Origin of the sequence: Wolbachia endosymbiont (group A) of Paraperithous gnathaulax (genome assembly GCF_964028485.1) — a bacterium.
GTDB classification, from domain to species: Bacteria; Pseudomonadota; Alphaproteobacteria; order Rickettsiales; family Anaplasmataceae; genus Wolbachia; species Wolbachia pipientis.
The window spans coordinates 710,612-727,254 of record NZ_OZ034784.1 but is presented as its reverse complement, the minus strand read 5'-3'; the positions used below and the strand labels follow the sequence as shown (position 1 = coordinate 727,254).

The window sequence follows — 16,643 nt, the reverse complement described above, 5'->3', positions numbered from 1 at the left end:
GTCATGGGCAATAAATCAGCATTTAATAGCTTGGATCCTACGTTGTTATATAAAGGCGATTTATTAAAGCGTATATTTTTTACGCTAATAGCTTTAATTTGCTATCGCTTGGGTACTTATGTGCCTATTCCTGGAATTAATCTTGATGTAATTAATGATATATTTCCCAAAGATGGCTCAGGCGTTTTTGGAGTATTTAATTTATTTTCTGGTGGTGCATTGGCTAGAATGACAATTCTAGCATTGAACGTTATGCCATATATAATGGCTTCTATCATTATTCAGTTACTTTCTTCTGCGATTAAAGGAATGAAGGAAGTTAAGAATGATGGAGAGTCAGGCCGTAGAAAGATGAATTCTTATATACGCTATCTGACCATAGTAATTTGTGTATTTCAATCAATTCCAATTTTGGTTGGATTGGAAGGGATGAATAGGGAAGGGGTATTGGTTGTAATCGAACCTGGTGTTATGTTTCGTACAATAGGTGTTTTCAGCCTTTTAGGTGGAACTATGCTTTTAATATGGCTTGGTGAACGAATCAGCGCTAGCGGTATAGGCAATGGTATCTCATTAATCATTTTCACGGGTATAATATCAGAGTTACACAGCGCTTTGTCATCTTTGTTAACGTTAAATAAAAACGGTAGCGTATCGTTATTTATTATCCTTTTTGTTTTGGTATTGTTTTTTTTGCTGCTACTCTTAGTCATTTTTGTAGAGTCTTCTTATAGAAAGGTTATTGTTCAACATCCTAAAAAGCAATTTAAAAGATTACATAATGACGATTTTACTTATATTCCATTGAAGATTAATTTATCTGGTGTAGTACCAACCATTTTTGCTAATGCAATTTTATTGACACCTATTTCAATTGCAAATTTCTATAAGGGGCACGCTTTTTCTGATTTTATTTTGAATTACTTTATGGCAAATAAAGTAGTATATATTGTAGCCTATTTGGTGCTGATAGTATTTTTTAATTTTTTCTATACCAATTTTATATTTAATCCAGAGGAAAACGCAGATTTTCTTAAAAAAAATGGTGGTTTTATACCTGGTAGAAGGCCTGGGAAACATACTTCTGATTACCTTCAAGATATAGTTTTTAAGTTGACATTCATTGGCTCTGCGTATTTGGTAGTCATATGTACTGTACCTGAAGTTATGAGATATTATTATGATATACCATTTATTTTTGGTGGGACGAGCTTACTGATTATAGTGAACGTTATTACTGATACTATTATGCAAATACAATCTTATATTTTTTCAAATAGGTACGACAACTGGATAAAGAAATATGAGTCTAAAACGAGGAAAGTAAGATGATCATTACGATTTTTGGTCCTCCAGGTTCTGGTAAAGGTACTCAGTCAAGCTTGTTAATAGCAAAATATAATTTAAAATTAATTTCAGTAGGGGATTTATTAAGGAATATTATATCTAGCAGTAGTGAGTTAGGTAAAAAAATAAAGGGTACCGTGGAATCTGGTAATTTAATTCAAGATGAAATTATATGTGGATTATTACGTGACCAGCTTGCATTAGTGGATGATAATTGCTTATTAGATGGTTTTCCGAGAAATTTAAACCAGGCTCATTTTTTGACTCAAGTTTTGCAAGAAAAATATAATAGGGATGTTGACATTGTAGTTGAGCTGCAGCTTGACGATAATATTGCAATCGATAGGTTAAAAAATCGTCTCGCGTGTTTGGACTGTAAAAGCATATATAGTGTATCTTCTTTTAAGAGTACTACTTGTGCTAAATGTAAAAGTACGAGGTTAGAGAAAAGAATTGATGATGCTGATATGTCTGCAATTAATAAGAGAATAAGTGAATATCACCTTCAAATGAAAGGTTTACGCGAGTATTATAAAGGCAAATTATTAACAATTGACGCTAATTTGAGTGTTGATGAGGTAACGCAAGAGATTGAAAGTAAAATTTCTTGTAATTTGGTTTGACTCTGAGTTGTTTTATGGTATAAATTAAGAGTTGTTATTAATAAAGTATCGAGGTACCAGTGGCACGTATTGCAGGCATAAATATTCCAGTGAGGAAATGTGTTCCTTTTGCATTAACTTATATATATGGTATAGGTATTGCTACTGCGAATGTAATTTGTCACGCTTGCGAAGTTGATAAGCGCAAACGTGTTTCAGAATTACGAGATGAAGATATAGAAAAGATCAGCGGTTTCATTAGACAAAATTATGTTATAGAAGGTGAGCTCAGAAAAGAAGTGGCTATGAACATAAAATCTTTAGTGGAAATGGGATGCTATAGAGGGGTGAGACATAGAAAAGGTTTACCTGTGAGAGGGCAAAGGACTCATACTAATGCTAAGACTCGTAAAGGTAGATCTCGGTTGCCTATTGCTGGGAAAAAATAAAATTTATTATTATTGTGAGTTTTAATGAAAAAAGTCAAAACGGTTAGTAAGAGTAAGAAGGAGTTTATTACTGGTGTTGTCCATATTCGTGCAACTTTTAATAATACTTTTGTAAATGTAACTGATGTTCATGGTAATACGCTATGTCAAACTTCTGTGGGTGCATGTGGTTTTTCAGGTTCGAGAAAATCCACACCTTATGCTGCAGGTAAGGCTGCGGAGTCTGCTGCGAAGAACGCAATGGAGAGATTTGGTATGAAGGTTGTCTCTGTAATAATTCGCGGCCCTGGCTTTGGTACCGAAGCTGCGGTTAAAGCACTTCAGAGATGTGGGTTGACTGTGACTTCAATTGCAGATAAAACCGCAATTCCTCATAATGGGTGCAGGTTAAGAAAAAAAAGAAGAGTATAGGATATTTGAAAAGGTTGTTTTATGTATTATAATAATGATGTTTCTCTCTGTAGCAATTTAGATAAATTGATTAAACCTAGTTCAGTTAAGGTAATATCAGATGATTCAAGTGAAAAAAGTGATATAGTGCTAGAACCGTTGGAAAGTGGTTTTGCTTTAACATTAGGCAATGCATTAAGACGTGTAATGTTATCTTCTCTTAAAGGTAGTGCTGTTTATGGAATAAAAATTGAAGGTGTAACTCATGAGTTCACTTCAATTCAAGGGGTGAGAGAAGACGTAACTGATATAGTATTAAATATGGGTATGTTGAGGTGTAAATTAAATGGTGCTTCTAATAAATGCTTAAATTTAAACGCTAAAGGGCCTTGCCAGGTATTAGCTGGGATGATAGAAACTGATGATCAATGCTCTATTGTTAATAAAGATTTGTTAATATGTACGCTGGGGCAAAATGTGGAGCTTAACATGACCATATATGTGGCTAGCGGAAAAGGTTATCTTCCTGTAACTAAATATAAAGAAAATGAACTTTTGAAGCTTATGAGTGAACAGGATTTAATTGGTTTTATTCCAGTTAATGCTTTGTATAGCCCTGTCAACAGGGTTTCGTACAGGGTAGAGAACAGTCGTGTTGGCCAAGTGACTGATAAGGATAAGCTGATATTGTCAATTGAAACTGATGGTACAATTTCTCCGAGTCAAGCTGTTGACTCTGCTGCAAGAATATTACAGGAGCAACTTCAGCCCTTTATTAGTTCTGATGTAAGTTATAAAAAATCGCAGGTTTCTTCGTCTAGTGGTGCTAAAGATTTGGGTTATGACCCTGTCTTATTGCGTAAGGTAGATGAAATGGAATTATCTGTCAGGTCTCATAACTGTCTGAAAAACGAAAACATCACTTATATAGGTGATCTTGTACAAAAGACAGAAGGTGAAATGTTAAGAACTGCTAATTTTGGCAGAAAGTCTTTGAATGAGATTAAGGCAGTTTTGACTAATTTTGGCTTGTCTTTGGGTATGAATGTGCTAAACTGGCCACCTAAGGATATAGATGAGTTGGCTAAACAACATACTGATGAAGATTAGGTGATATATGAAACATGGAATAAAAAAACGTAAACTATCTCGTTGTACTGAACATAGATTATCGACGTTAAAGAATCTATCTATCTCATTAATTAACCATGAGCAGATTGTAACTACTTTACCAAAAGCTAAGGAACTTCGTCCATATGTCGAAAAGTTTATTACAATTGCTAAGAATAAGAATACTTTACATGGTAGAAGACTTTTGCTTTCACGCCTTCATAATAGTAAGTTAGCAGTTGATAAGTTATTAAACGTCTTAGCCAGCCGTTATCAAGATCGTAAAGGTGGGTATTCTAGAATAATAAAATTTAGCACTCGAAAGGGTGATTGCGCTTCAATGGCAGTGATAGAACTGGTTGATAGGGATATTGCAGCAAGAGGTAAGGTTTATAGTAAAAATAAAGAAGGAGGCAAAGTAGTTACACAAAGTTAATTGTTATCATAATTGTTCTTCTTGTGGTAAGTAGGTTACGCTACTTTGTAGGTTACTTTGGCGAGTTATTAGTTTTAGTATATTTAAAACTGAAATGGTATAATGTTATAAAACGCCGTTACCGTTGTAAGTTCGGTGAAATTGACTTAATTGTATCTAAAAAAAAGGAGCTGATTTTTATAGAAGTTAAAACAAGTTTACTTGGAAAAGAAATACCGATATCTCATCTTCAATGTCAGTCTATTATAAATTCTTCTAAGTATTTCTTAAGTAAAAACCTTAGTTTTTTAGATTATTCAGTCAGATATGATTTATATTTTCTTTCCTTAAAGAGAAGACCTGTTTATATAAAAAATGCTTGGATTGAAGAATGAAAGATTTGTAGCTGAATTAATTTAGATTTACTGGATTTAATATGAAAAAGACCCAATACAATAATTTAGTTTCATCTTACGCTAGAGTGCTATTTCATGTCTCAGGAAGCAGGTTAGGTATTATAAGGAAAGAAGTAGAATTTTTGTTGGCTTTTTTTAAGGATCAACGTGATGTTTTTGTGTACCTATCTCATCCTATGATTTCTTTTGCACACAAAAAAGAAGTGATGCTTTCTATAAATGAGCACTTGAGTGAGAATTTAGTAAAATTTATTATGGTTATATTTGCAAATAAACGCTCTAGTTTATTGATCCTTATATTAGAAAAATTCTTAAGTCTTGCAAGAGAAAATGAAAATGAATTCGAAATTACTATAAAGTCAGCAGAAACTTTAAAGGAATCTGATATAAAAATAATTACTGAATCTTTGAGCTTTCTTGGTAAAATAATAAAAGTAAGCAATGTGGTTGACCCTTCTATACTAGGTGGCTTCGTAGTTAGGTATGGTTTTAATTTGATCGATGCTTCGCTAAAAAGTTACTTGGATAGGTTAGTTGACTTAAGTAAAATGGAAATATTAAAAGTAAGGAATTTTGTATGAAGAACAGTATGAATGTTTCTGAGATAGCAAGTATAATAAGAGAAAAGGTTGAGACGTTTGATAATCCTATAAAGCGGGAAAATATAGGTGAAGTAATTTCAGTAACAGATGGTATCGCATTGGTTTATGGGCTGGAAAAAGCAAAATTCGGTGAAAAGGTATTTTTTGCAAGTGGTGTAGAAGGAATAGTTCTCGATTTAGATCATAATACGGCTGGAATAGTTGTGCTTGGTAATGACCGTGATGTGAAAGAAGGGGACGTTGTAAAATGTAGTGGTGATGTTGTGCAGGTGCCTGTAGGGCATGAATTGTTAGGGAGAGTTGTAAATGCGTTGGGCCATCCTATGGACGACGGTGGGGAAATTAGAGCCAAAAACAGAATGGATATAGAATCTAAAGCGCCAGGCATTATTGATCGTAAGTCTGTGCATGAGCCACTGCAAACAGGAATTAAAATTATAGATTTGCTAATTCCAATAGGTAGAGGGCAGCGTGAATTAATTATTGGTGATAGACAAATTGGTAAAACTACTATTGCGCTTGATACTATTATCAATCAGAAGAAGATTAACGATGAGGTAAACGAAAATCAAAAAGTTTACTGTGTTTATGTTGCTATTGGGCAAAAAATTTCAACAGTAGCAAAAGTGGTAAATAAGCTGAAAGAAAGCGGAGCATTAGAGTATACAACTGTAGTTGTGGCTAGTGCATCTGACTGCGCGCCTATGCAATTTTTAGCACCTTATGCTGGTTGCACTATTGGGGAATTTTTCCGTGACAATGGAATGCATTGTTTGATTATATATGATGATTTATCTAAGCATGCTGTGGCATATAGGCAGATGTCTTTATTGCTCAGACGTCCTCCTGGTCGTGAAGCTTACCCTGGAGATATATTCTATGTACATTCTCGCTTGCTTGAAAGAGCTGCTAAAATGTCTGATAAAAAAGGGCAGGGTTCTTTAACTGCTTTGCCAATTGTCGAAACTCAAGCTGGTGATGTATCTGCATATGTGCCAACAAATGTTATTTCAATTACCGATGGGCAGATCTTTCTTGAGTCTGAATTATTTTATAAAGGATTTCGGCCTGCAGTAAATATAGGTTTGTCAGTTTCACGGGTTGGTTCTGCTGCACAACTAAAGTCTGTGAAGAAAGTTGCTGGTTCTATAAAGCTAAGCTTAGCTCAGTATAGAGAATTAGAAGATTTCGCAAAATTTGGTTCTGATCTTGATGCTAGTGTTCAATTATCCTTGAATAAGGGTAAATATCTTGTCGAGTTATTAAAGCAAAAACAACATTTACCTATGTCAATAGAAGAGCAAGTAGTGCTGATGTATATTTTTTCTAACCTATATAATCAGTTAAGTAAAATACAAATAAGTTACATTAATAAATTTGAACATGATCTTATTAATTATTTTCATACTGTACACCCTGGGGTTTTAAAAAAGTTGTCAAATGACATGAGTGATGATATAAAAGGTGATATTTTTAACATTGTGAGTAATTTCGTTACTCAATTTAATTGCGTTTAGGTGGTGATTATGGCTTCATCCATTATTAATAAATTTCCTATGACGAGGGAAGGTTTTGAGAATATGCAAGCCGAACTTGAAAAATTAAAGGAAGAAAAACCTTCTGTGATACAGGCTATTTCTGATGCTCGTGATCAAGGTGATTTGTCTGAAAACGCAGAGTATCATGCAGCACGGGAAAGGTTAGGTTTTATTGAAGGCCGTATAATGGAGATAGAAAGTAAGCTCTCACATGCGGAAGTAATAGAAGTAAAAAATTTGTCTGGTGATTCAGTAATGTTTGGTGCAACTGTGACATTAAGCATGTTAAGTGATAATAACGGTGAAGTGGAATATGTTTATAAGGTTGTAGGCGAATATGAAGCTGATGTTTCAAAGCAGTTAATATCTACTAGTTCACCACTTGGGAGTGCCTTAATCGGCAAAAAAGTCGGTGAATATGTGGAAGTGACAGTGCCAAATGGAGAGAAATTGTATAAAATAGTTAAGATTGAATTTAAGTAAATTATTATGGTACAGGCCACTTATGCTTCAATGAGTCTACCAGGTATTTCTTCTGTGGAAGATGTATTAGAGGATGCTCGTTCCGGTAAATTATTCATTTTAGTTGATGATGAAAATAGAGAAAATGAAGGCGATTTGATTGTCTTAGCTGAGAAAATAAAGCCGGAACATATGGCTTTTATGGTTAGGTACGGTACAGGGGTTGTTTGCTTAGCAATGACTAAATTTCACATGAAAAGGTTGGGCCTTAATTTCATGGAAAAGAAAAATATTGGTGAAAATCATACCGCATTTACTACATCAATTGATGCACGTTATGGCATTACAACCGGTGTTTCAGCAGAGGATAGAACGAAAACTATACATGCTGCTATCAACAAGGATGGTACTCAGGATGACATCATAACTCCAGGTCATGTTTTTCCTGTAATTGCACATAAAGGTGGGGTGGCACAACGTGCTGGTCATACTGAAGCGAGTGTTGAAATGGCGAAGTTAGTAGGGTTTGATCATTCAGCAGTTATTTGTGAATTAGTGAATGATGATGGCTCTATGATGCGCTTACCTCAGTTACTTAAATTTGCTGAACAACATAAAATTAAGTTAACTACCATCGACAAACTTATCAGTTACGTTAAAAATTTAAACTAGCGTTTATAAATTTGTATAATTTAAGTGTTAAAATATAGAATTTCTATAAATTATACAAGCACAGAATTTTCATGTTTAGAGTTGCTAAGTTTTTGACCTTATTGTTCTTTTTTGCATATTGTAATAATGCTTACTCTATTAACATTATTAGAGATAGTGAAGTGGAAGCAATAGTGAAAGAGCTAGCGCAACCTTTATTTTCTGCTGCGGATATTGATCATGAGCAAATAAAAGTTTTTATAATTAATGACAATTCGATTAATGCTTTTGTAATTAACAATAACAGTATTTTCATTCATTTAGGACTTTTACAATATTCGGCTAAACCTTATGTCCTGCTTGGTATATTAGCACATGAGATTGCTCACATATCTGCTGGTCATATATTGCAAATGAGTAGTGCTATGGGTTATTTTCAATCGATAGCAATGATTAGTTATATGGTAGGATTAGTTTCTAGTATTATCATTAACCCTCAGGTTGCTGGTGCAATTTTGCTTAGTGGTGTAGCGTTTAGTTCAAGGCTATTTTTTAACTATTCTCAAGAGCAAGAAAGTGTAGCAGATAGCTATGCTTTAAGGTATCTTGATGAATCTGGCTATGATAATTCAGGTATGAAAGAGATTTTTGATTATTTTAAAAGTATTGAGCATGAGAACACCGAGGAATATTTCCGCACTCACCCACTTAGTGAGAAACGTATATTTGCTGTACAAAATTATAAGGTTAAAAACAACGTAAAACCAATTTTTGCGGATAAGTTACTAAAGTTTGAGCGTGTGGTTGCCAAGCTAGACTCTTTCTTTGCTCCTATTCATGTGTTATCTAATAAATATGAAAATAATTCTGAGTATGTAAATGCTATAGTTTGCTATAGGCAAGGAAAGATAGAAGAGGCTATTGCTAAAGTTAATTCATTGATTCAAGAGTCACGCAATGACCCATACCTATATGAATTAAAAGCAGAAATGCTATACAAGGCCGGAAATTTAAGTGAAGCAATAAAAATGTATGAGGAATCGCTTAGGTATTTATCTGAGAAAAACAGTTATTTAGTGAAACTTGCATTATCTCATACTTTATTATTACACGGTGATGCAAAAAAGGCGATTTTTTACCTGGAGCAGATTTTGAATGTAGAACCAGATAACGCTTTTGTCTGGAAGTATTTAAGCATTGCATATAAATGTGAAGCTGATACGGCAATGCATTATTTTGCCTTGACAAAAAAGGCTTGTATTGAAGGTGATTTAAAGCAATTTACAAAATATGCTGAGCTAGCTGTTAAAACTTTACCAAAAGATAGCCCTTATTTGTTGCAAGTTGAAGATATGAAGCGGTTTAATGGATAACAAAAAAGCATTTCTGCACTTTTTGGATTATTTTTGTCCACACTTTTCCAACATAGTTTTTGCTTCATCGCTTACGTTGGGCATAATTTTCGTTATGATAGTTTTAGCGCCAAAAAATACACCACAGAACATGCCAAGAGCAAAGAGGGCTGGCCACGGCATCCTGCCAAATATTGCAAGCAAAGCTGCACCAATTATTACTACCGTCATAAGTGGACCGCCTATCCCCCAAACATAACCAATAATATTGCATATTACTTTAGTTGTGTCATCCATATCAGGGTCAGCTGCATAACCTGAGAAAGAGAAAAGCAATACTACGCAAAAAACACTAAAAAATTCCATTATAGAGCTCATTTTTTTGCCTCTAAGTAATAAATTAACCTAAACCTACACATTTTTTATTTTAAAGTAAAAATTATAATTTGTCCATACATAAGTGTTGCTACATAAATAACCCACCATTAATATTGAGCACATGCCCTGTTATATATTTTGCTTCATCACTTGCTAAAAACAAGACCCCTGCTGCTATTTCTTCCCCTGTTCCCATTCTTTTCATTGGAATATTATCTAATATTTTTCCCTTTTGTCCTTCATTTAAAACTTCAGTCATTTTAGTATCTATAAACCCAGGAGCAATACAATTTACTGTTATATTACGACTTGCAACTTCTTTTGCTATGGATTTGCTCATAGCTATTATTCCAGCTTTAGACGCCGCATAATTTGCTTGCCCGGCGTTTCCTGTCAGCCCTATTATTGAGGAAATATTTATAATTCTTCCCCAATTATTCTTAATTAGTTTTCTGCATGCTTCTCTACTCAGCTTAAATGTAGAGCTCAAGTTAATATCAATTACTTTTTGCCATGCTTCATCTGTCATTCTCAATAATAAACTGTCTCGCGTAATACCCGCATTGCATACGAGCCCGTCAAAGCCTTCCATCAGCTCACTTGCTCTATTTATTAGTTGATTTACTTCCTCAGCATTTGATAAATCACAAGGGAGTACATGCATGTTTTTTTCATATTGTTTAGCAACTTCTTCGAGCACTTCTTTTTTTGTGCCAGAAATACATAAAGTTGCTCCGGCTTTGTGCATAATTTTTACAATTGCTTGCCCTATTCCGCCTGATGCGCCAGTAATCAGGAACTTTCTGCTTTCCAATTTAAGCATAATAACTTTATATTATCTTAATTCCTAACAGAATATTGACTAGTTGGCAATAGATTTCTTACATAATATAAGTAACTCAGATATTCACAAAATAAAGAAAAAGTTATAATAAAGTTAAACGTCAAAAAATTTTAAAAACATAGTTGATGCAGGAATTGTTACTAAATAGTTTATTCTGGTGCTCTACAGTCTAAATGGAATGCTTAAATTATAGATTCTTTGTTTTTGTGTGTTATCTTGAGTTAACACAAATTCACAGTAGTATTATGATAAGTAAGTTAAAAAAGCTTAGCGCTGGATTTTCTTTGACAGGCTTGATTGGCCATGGTGATAATATAAATATGCAAGGAGCAAAAAATAAAAAGAAGAAGTACCCAAAATTTTTGGATAAGACGTTTGCATTGATTGATGCAGTGATAAATTTTATTTTAAAACGCGAAAGTAATAACGTAAATGAAGTCCTGAAAGTAACATGGGGACCACTATTTTTTGGTCTGGTAGTAATACTCATCTTTTTTGGGATAGGTGGTATTTGGTCGGCTATAGCTCCAATTGACGGTGCGGTGCATGCAAGTGGAGAAGTTATTGTATCTTCAAATAGAAAAATAGTTCAACACTTGGGCGGAGGAATAATAAGCAAAATTTTAGTAAAAGAGGGTCAAGCAGTTAAAAAAGATGAGCCTCTAGTTTTGTTGAGTGATGTTAACGAGAAGGCGAATTTAAGTATCATCAAAGAGAAGCTCTTATCATTTTTAGCAACAGAAGCAAGGCTTCTTGCAATCAGAGTAGATTTGGACACGCTCGAGTTTCCTGATGAGGTTAAAAAATTATCTCACGATGAACTTGTAAATAAAGCGATAAAGAATCAAGTAAAGTTGTTCAACTCTCAGAGAAAGAGCATATTGGGAAAAACAGACATACTGCAACAACGTATAAAGCAGTTAAATGATGAATTAGCGGGGCTAAACTTTCAACTAAATGCAGCTCATAAGCAATATGACTTGATAACTGAGGAGTTGGAAACAAAAAGACAATTACTTGATAGTGGCCATATAAGCAAACCACACATTTTAGCTTTAGAAAAGCAGTTTGCTGAAATTGAAGGCAGAGTTGGATATTACCGTTCTGCAATATCTCAAGTGCAGCAAAAAATTGGAGAGAACGAATTAGAAATTATAAACGTGAGAAATGATTCTCAAGAAAGAGCAAACGCTGAACTTAAGGAAGTTAGTACGTCTATTGCAGACTTGAAAGAGAGACTGATGGTTGCTGAAGATTCATTAGCACGTACAATAATTAAATCGCCTCAAGATGGGATAGTCACAGATATAAGATACCATACTGAAGGTGGTGTTATACAATCTGGAGTTCCGATCATGAGCGTAGTGCCATCGGATGATGACCTAATAATAGATGCTAAAATTCAGACCAGAAACATAGAAGAGATACTGTCAGCACAAAAGAAAGATAGCAACATAGTCTCTATTGATGGGCTAGAAGGGCTAAAGGTTAAAGTTCGTTTAAGTGCTTACAGTGCACGTCGTTTAAGTTTAATTAATGGTATAGTAAGCAATATTTCTCCCGATGCCCTTGATGATCCAAGGCTAGGGCGTTATTATTCAGTACGTGTAGTGATACCAAAACCAGAGCTTGCTCAGTTTAAAAACGTATACCTATACCCTGGTATGCCAGCAGAAGTGTACATAGTTACTCAATCTCGTACTCTTTTATCATTCTTGTTTACGCCTATAATTGCAACAGTCGATAGGTCTTTTATAGAAAGGTAGCTCACTCGTTAAAGTAGTAGTGAAAGTGCCGTAATAAAATTTAGGTACATAATTAGACAATAGGCTTCTTGACCTTACCCAGAAAAAGTGGAGAGAAAGAAAAGAGTTTTTTTGGGTAAAATAAAATTTTGGAGGATTAGAAATGGCAAGAGAATATAAGGCAGAATTCAAATTGGAAGCTGTTAAGCTGGCAAATGAACAAAGAAAGGCAGGTCAAACAATTACAAAAATAGCAAGAGATTTAGGAATAAAGGGTGGTTTATTAGGAAAATGGATGAAGAAATATAACGAAAAAAAGTCAGCGGCAAATGCATTTCCAGGTAGAGGTAACATGGCTCCTTACGACAAAGAGAGGTTTGATTTACAAAGCAAGAGTAACAAGGGAAAGAGACATTTAAAAAAAAGCCCTGGCCAGTCAAAAAGAGTAAAATATTTTTTTATATAGTAACTGCTATAAAGTACAGGAATTATGTAGGATTTTCTGCTAGTGGCTACTATAAGTGGACCACAAGAAAAATAAGCAGTAGAGAATCAGCAAATAAAGAGCTACTCGAAGCTATTCAAAAAATATATCAAGTTTCTAAATGTAGATATGGAGCTCCTAAAATTCATGCTGAATTGAAGGCTTTGGGTAAAAGTTGCAATTTGAAAACGGTGCAAAGTATTATGCAGAAAAATGACATCAGGGCTATACTGAGAAGAAAGTTTAAAATTAAAAAACAACAAACAGATAATAGAGCTGTAGCTCCCAATATACTAGATCAAAACTTTATTGTTGATCAACCAAATAAAGTATGGGATTACTTACATCAAAACCAAGGAGGGATGGCTATATTTGGCAGCAATAATTCTCACGTATGGTAGTTAATGAGTAGTGCAATAAATAAACAATTGGTTATGAACTCTTTATTAATGGCCATTAATAGGCGTAAACCTGTTAAAAATCTACTGCTGCACAGTGACCAAGGTTCACAATATACTGCGCAAGGGTATCAATATCTCTTAGCTGTAAAGAATATAGATGAGTAATAAAGGCTGTTGTTACGACAATTCTGTTGTGGAAAGCTTCTTCAGTTCTCTAAAAAGGGAGTTACCAATAGACACCTCTCGGCACTCTAAACAGCATATCAAAACTGCTATATTTGAATATATAGAAATTTTTTATAACAAACAACGTCACTATTAACTATTGCATTCCTGAGCATTTTGATTCATCATTCTCTTTGTGAAAAACATTCCAAACTTTCTCTCCACTTTTTCTGGGTAAGGTCAATACCTTTAAGCCCAACACCAAGCTCGAGAAAGTAGAAAGTGTGGAGCAGCCTATTCAGTCTTCTTTGAATCTAACATGAAAGGCTATGCTCAAAAAACTATAAGCGTCCAAGTAATTTTTTAAATAAGATAACTCCTTTAGAATATCTCTTAAGCTATTAACTTAACATCACCATAGGATTTAAAACATTCCCCAAAAAATGTTAAAGCTATTTTAGTAAAATACTCAAAACTTGACCCTAAGCAACTTTGAGTTCATGCTCCTGGTACTCTTGCTTTACCTTCCTGCATAATCGCTTTTGGAGGAAATATATTACTGGATGAAGAACTCACTATATCACCACACTTTAAACCTTTTACCGCTGCTTTGACTCCTTCTGAGACTTTTTTAGATAGACTAATTGTTTCAAAAGATTGACAAAGTTTTCCAGACCTTTCAAAATATCCCTGTTTAATAGCATCGTAGACCCAATATCCACCAAGCGAGCAATTCTCACCTAATTCTTCTTTACAATTTTTGAACTTTTCCAGTATTTCCTTTTTGTTACTAACTTCTACTATTATTTTATCTTGCTTGTCAGGGTACAAATTAACTTCTAATTCTCCTAAACTAGTAGAGAAAGTTAACACTATATTACTATTGTCTGCAAGATTAGTGTAATGCCTTATGCCATTTTCCGTTATAATTTCTACCTCACTTTTACCGATCTTTACTATATCTCTTCCGTATTCTATTTTTCCTTGAGTTAACCCTAAGCTCCTTGCCCCATCTGTTATCTTTGCGACATCTATTATGCTATCCTCTGAATACTCTAAGTAGAAAGTAGAGTTGTCCATTTTTGCATCTTTTAACTTACCATTAGTTGCACCTCTAACAACTTCCATAAACTTGAGAGTAAGATTTGCACAACTTCCATGAGCTTTTATCATATTAGTTTCATGATCTTCAAATTCTAATTCCAGTGTATTGAGCACATACATACTATCTACAACATACCACACCGCTCCTTTTGATACTAATTTACATATTATATCACTAGCAACCTTGGAGTTCTTTTCTAATTCACTAATCTCTTTTATTCTTTTCATCACACAATCCATAAAGTTATACTTATCTTCATACATCTTTCCTTGATGAGGAAAATTAAACCTTATTCCAGACTTTATAGCTTCGTTTACAACTTGTTCTAATTGATTCATGTCTTGCGCTTTACCTACTTCATCTAAAAACACTTCTAACTTTGCCTGCTGGTCTAGTATTAAATTATCCCATAGAGTCCTAGATTTAAGCAGATGCTTTTCACTATCTAACCCTTTGAAATCTTTTATTCCTGCTGCCAGCAACAATCTTTCTGCTTCTTTACAACAAGTTTCATCACTATGAAAAACATCTCTGATATATTGAAAGATTCGTAACTTCCCTTTATTGTTATGAAGGCTTAAAACTCTCTTTAAGTCTTGAGTACCCTTGCGTTCATTCAAAAACTTTTCTAATACAGTAAGACCTTTACTTAGAGAAGAAGGGTTATCTTTGTCAACACCACCAAGAATACAGTCTAATTCTTGCTGCAACCTTTTGTGATCCTCAGTTAAAAGATAACCTTCAGCATAGTAGTTACAATTATCAATTGCTATGTCTAGTGAGGTCTTTCCTTGTTTATCACATATATCAGATCTAGCTCCACTATCCAGAAGTGAAGAGATGAGATCATTGTATCAGTGCTTGCAATACAATGTAAGGGTGTTTTTCCTTCATTATCCTGCTCATTAAGATTAGTTCCTTTTTCCATAAGAGAAGCTATACTATTAGGTCCAGTAGCATAATGCAAGGGTGTCTTTCCTCTATCATCCTTTACATTAGGGTTAGCTCCTGCCTTCAAAAGTAAAGCTACAGAATCGTCATATTCTTTTTCTACCCCAGCTATACTTGATATTATGTGTAATACTGTTAATTTAGATTCTCCTCTTCTAAGATTAAGGACTTTTTCTAGATCTTGATTATCTCCATTGTCTTGTAAAAAATTTCTAAGTCTCACAATATAACCATGTTCATTATAATCACCTTCATCACTAAAAGACAGGTATGCTTGGAGGATACTGAATAATTCTTTATTTAATTCTCTTTGACTTGGTGTTAGACCAGATATGCCAGCAAGCCGTATATGCATTAAGCTATTGAATATATCTCCTCCAACAATATCAACTAAAGAATGATCATCACGACATAGCAATGAGTATTTAAGTGATTCATATTCATCATCCCTTTGCTCTTTTCGAAACTGTTTTAAATTATCACTTTTGGTTAGTTTTTCTAAGTACTTTAGGATTCTATTTTTATTTCCCAATAAAAAATCTACTCCCTTTTCCATTAAAGCACATACTGCTTCTTTATGACCATTTTCGGCAGCAAGAAATAATGGCGTCAACCCCTTTTTATCTATTATATTAATTTCTGCACCTTTTTCTAATAGAGCATCCATTGTCTTTATATGACCATTTTTAGCAGCCATATGCAATGGAGTACGCTTCATTCTATCCACTTCATTAACCTTTGCATCTGCGTTTATTAAGATTTTTACTACCTCTGCATGACCTCCTTCGGCAGCTAAGTGTAACGGAGTCATCCTATCTAGATCTACTGCATTGACCTTTGCACCTATTTCCAATAGAGTCTTCACTGCCTTTATATAACCATTTCCAGCAGCGATATGCAATAGAGTACATCTCTCTGCGCAATTGTTTATCCAATAATTCACATTAAAATTAAAATTTTTCCACTCTTTATACGTGGTTGGATCTATTGCTTTTAACTTCTCTTTTATTTTTTCAATTATGTTATCCCTATTTAAATCATTGTCAGAATTTATTGCACTTAATATTTCTAACCACTTATAATGTATCATATTTCTACCCTATGCTATTGAATTGTTTATATTTAGCTCTTACCACTACACCTAGCAGCACTTGTCTCACAACCACATTTTTTTAGCTCTTCCATATTTAATTTGTCACTAAACACAATTAGCTATACAAAAACCCATCTACTGTC

Annotated in this window: 21 protein-coding genes; 17 read left to right on the top strand and 4 right to left on the bottom strand. The window is 34.0% G+C overall.

All coding sequences use genetic code 11. The features are described 5' to 3' along the window. Positions 1-3 precede the first annotated feature (3 nt). The 12 genes from secY to ABWU74_RS03785 all read left to right on the top strand — a co-directional run bounded on the left by secY (position 4) and on the right by ABWU74_RS03785 (position 9,355). A complete protein-coding gene (gene secY, locus ABWU74_RS03840) occupies positions 4-1,332 on the top strand; it encodes a preprotein translocase subunit SecY (RefSeq protein WP_010962747.1) in 1,329 nt (442 codons plus the stop codon). Next, on the top strand, positions 1,329-1,970 hold the full coding sequence (locus tag ABWU74_RS03835; RefSeq protein ID WP_007550178.1) for an adenylate kinase family protein: 642 nt from the start codon (positions 1,329-1,331) through the stop codon (positions 1,968-1,970). Before secY ends, ABWU74_RS03835 begins: the two co-directional genes overlap by 4 nt. Before the next feature lie 59 nt (positions 1,971-2,029). Next, on the top strand, positions 2,030-2,398 hold the full coding sequence (gene rpsM, locus ABWU74_RS03830; protein WP_010962745.1) for a 30S ribosomal protein S13: 369 nt from the start codon (positions 2,030-2,032) through the stop codon (positions 2,396-2,398). Positions 2,399-2,422: 24 nt separating this feature from the next. Next, a complete protein-coding gene (gene rpsK / locus ABWU74_RS03825; RefSeq protein ID WP_353289205.1) occupies positions 2,423-2,809 on the top strand; it encodes a 30S ribosomal protein S11 in 387 nt (128 codons plus the stop codon). 21 nt (positions 2,810-2,830) lie between these two features. Beyond that, a complete protein-coding gene (locus ABWU74_RS03820) occupies positions 2,831-3,898 on the top strand; it encodes a DNA-directed RNA polymerase subunit alpha (protein WP_012673178.1) in 1,068 nt (355 codons plus the stop codon). 7 nt (positions 3,899-3,905) lie between these two features. Then, positions 3,906-4,334 carry a 50S ribosomal protein L17 gene (gene rplQ, locus ABWU74_RS03815; protein WP_007550873.1) on the top strand — a complete coding sequence of 143 codons (429 nt, stop codon included), beginning with the start codon at positions 3,906-3,908 and terminating at the stop codon, positions 4,332-4,334. Positions 4,335-4,357: 23 nt separating this feature from the next. Further along, a complete protein-coding gene (locus ABWU74_RS03810) occupies positions 4,358-4,708 on the top strand; it encodes a YraN family protein (protein WP_012673177.1) in 351 nt (116 codons plus the stop codon). Positions 4,709-4,749: 41 nt separating this feature from the next. Then, positions 4,750-5,310 carry an ATP synthase F1 subunit delta gene (gene atpH, locus ABWU74_RS03805; protein WP_010962742.1) on the top strand — a complete coding sequence of 187 codons (561 nt, stop codon included), beginning with the start codon at positions 4,750-4,752 and terminating at the stop codon, positions 5,308-5,310. Next, positions 5,307-6,848: a F0F1 ATP synthase subunit alpha gene (gene atpA / locus ABWU74_RS03800; RefSeq protein ID WP_182320407.1), complete on the top strand. Its 1,542-nt coding sequence runs from the start codon at positions 5,307-5,309 to the stop codon at positions 6,846-6,848. The genes atpH and atpA overlap by 4 nt, the downstream gene beginning before the upstream one ends. 9 nt (positions 6,849-6,857) lie before the next feature. Then, complete coding sequence (greA, locus tag ABWU74_RS03795) at positions 6,858-7,352, top strand: transcription elongation factor GreA (RefSeq protein ID WP_007549342.1); 495 nt, start codon at positions 6,858-6,860, stop codon at positions 7,350-7,352. A gap of 6 nt (positions 7,353-7,358) precedes the next feature. Beyond that, positions 7,359-8,003, top strand: coding sequence for a 3,4-dihydroxy-2-butanone-4-phosphate synthase (gene ribB / locus ABWU74_RS03790; RefSeq protein WP_007549343.1), 645 nt, complete (start codon positions 7,359-7,361; stop codon positions 8,001-8,003). Between the two features lie 71 nt (positions 8,004-8,074). Beyond that, positions 8,075-9,355, top strand: a complete 1,281-nt coding sequence (locus tag ABWU74_RS03785) for a M48 family metalloprotease (RefSeq protein WP_174515763.1) — start codon at positions 8,075-8,077, stop codon at positions 9,353-9,355. Between the two features lie 27 nt (positions 9,356-9,382). Here the strand turns inward: ABWU74_RS03785 and ABWU74_RS03780 are convergent, their stop codons facing one another. Then, entirely contained in the window at positions 9,383-9,712 is a 330-nt protein-coding gene (locus tag ABWU74_RS03780; protein WP_155968336.1) for a TrbC/VirB2 family protein, read from the bottom strand. Positions 9,713-9,800: 88 nt separating this feature from the next. Beyond that, positions 9,801-10,535 carry a 3-oxoacyl-[acyl-carrier-protein] reductase gene (gene fabG / locus ABWU74_RS03775; protein WP_015589136.1) on the bottom strand — a complete coding sequence of 245 codons (735 nt, stop codon included), beginning with the start codon at positions 10,533-10,535 and terminating at the stop codon, positions 9,801-9,803. 266 nt (positions 10,536-10,801) lie between these two features. On the opposite strand from fabG, the gene ABWU74_RS03770 reads away from it, so the two are divergent. The 5 genes from ABWU74_RS03770 (at position 10,802) to ABWU74_RS03745 (ending at position 13,508) form a co-directional block, all read left to right on the top strand. After that, a complete protein-coding gene (locus tag ABWU74_RS03770) occupies positions 10,802-12,322 on the top strand; it encodes an HlyD family type I secretion periplasmic adaptor subunit (protein WP_353289204.1) in 1,521 nt (506 codons plus the stop codon). Positions 12,323-12,464: 142 nt separating this feature from the next. Then, a complete protein-coding gene (locus ABWU74_RS03765) occupies positions 12,465-12,767 on the top strand; it encodes a transposase (RefSeq protein ID WP_353289203.1) in 303 nt (100 codons plus the stop codon). Further along, positions 12,752-13,186 (top strand): IS3 family transposase, encoded by a 435-nt coding sequence (locus ABWU74_RS06710; protein ID WP_144078574.1) that lies wholly within the window; start codon positions 12,752-12,754, stop codon positions 13,184-13,186. The genes ABWU74_RS03765 and ABWU74_RS06710 overlap by 16 nt, the downstream gene beginning before the upstream one ends. A 3-nt stretch (positions 13,187-13,189) precedes the next feature. Next, positions 13,190-13,351 (top strand): DDE-type integrase/transposase/recombinase, encoded by a 162-nt coding sequence (locus tag ABWU74_RS03750; RefSeq protein ID WP_010082071.1) that lies wholly within the window; start codon positions 13,190-13,192, stop codon positions 13,349-13,351. Beyond that, positions 13,344-13,508: an IS3 family transposase gene (locus ABWU74_RS03745; protein ID WP_141456809.1), complete on the top strand. Its 165-nt coding sequence runs from the start codon at positions 13,344-13,346 to the stop codon at positions 13,506-13,508. Before ABWU74_RS03750 ends, ABWU74_RS03745 begins: the two co-directional genes overlap by 8 nt. A 341-nt stretch (positions 13,509-13,849) precedes the next feature. Here ABWU74_RS03745 and ABWU74_RS03740 read toward each other — a convergent pair whose 3' ends face one another. Both ABWU74_RS03740 and ABWU74_RS03735 read right to left on the bottom strand, forming a co-directional pair. Beyond that, positions 13,850-15,166, bottom strand: a complete 1,317-nt coding sequence (locus ABWU74_RS03740) for a hypothetical protein (protein WP_353289202.1) — start codon at positions 15,164-15,166, stop codon at positions 13,850-13,852. A 65-nt stretch (positions 15,167-15,231) separates the two neighbouring features. After that, positions 15,232-16,497, bottom strand: coding sequence for an ankyrin repeat domain-containing protein (locus ABWU74_RS03735; protein ID WP_353289201.1), 1,266 nt, complete (start codon positions 16,495-16,497; stop codon positions 15,232-15,234). Positions 16,498-16,643 lie beyond the last annotated feature (146 nt).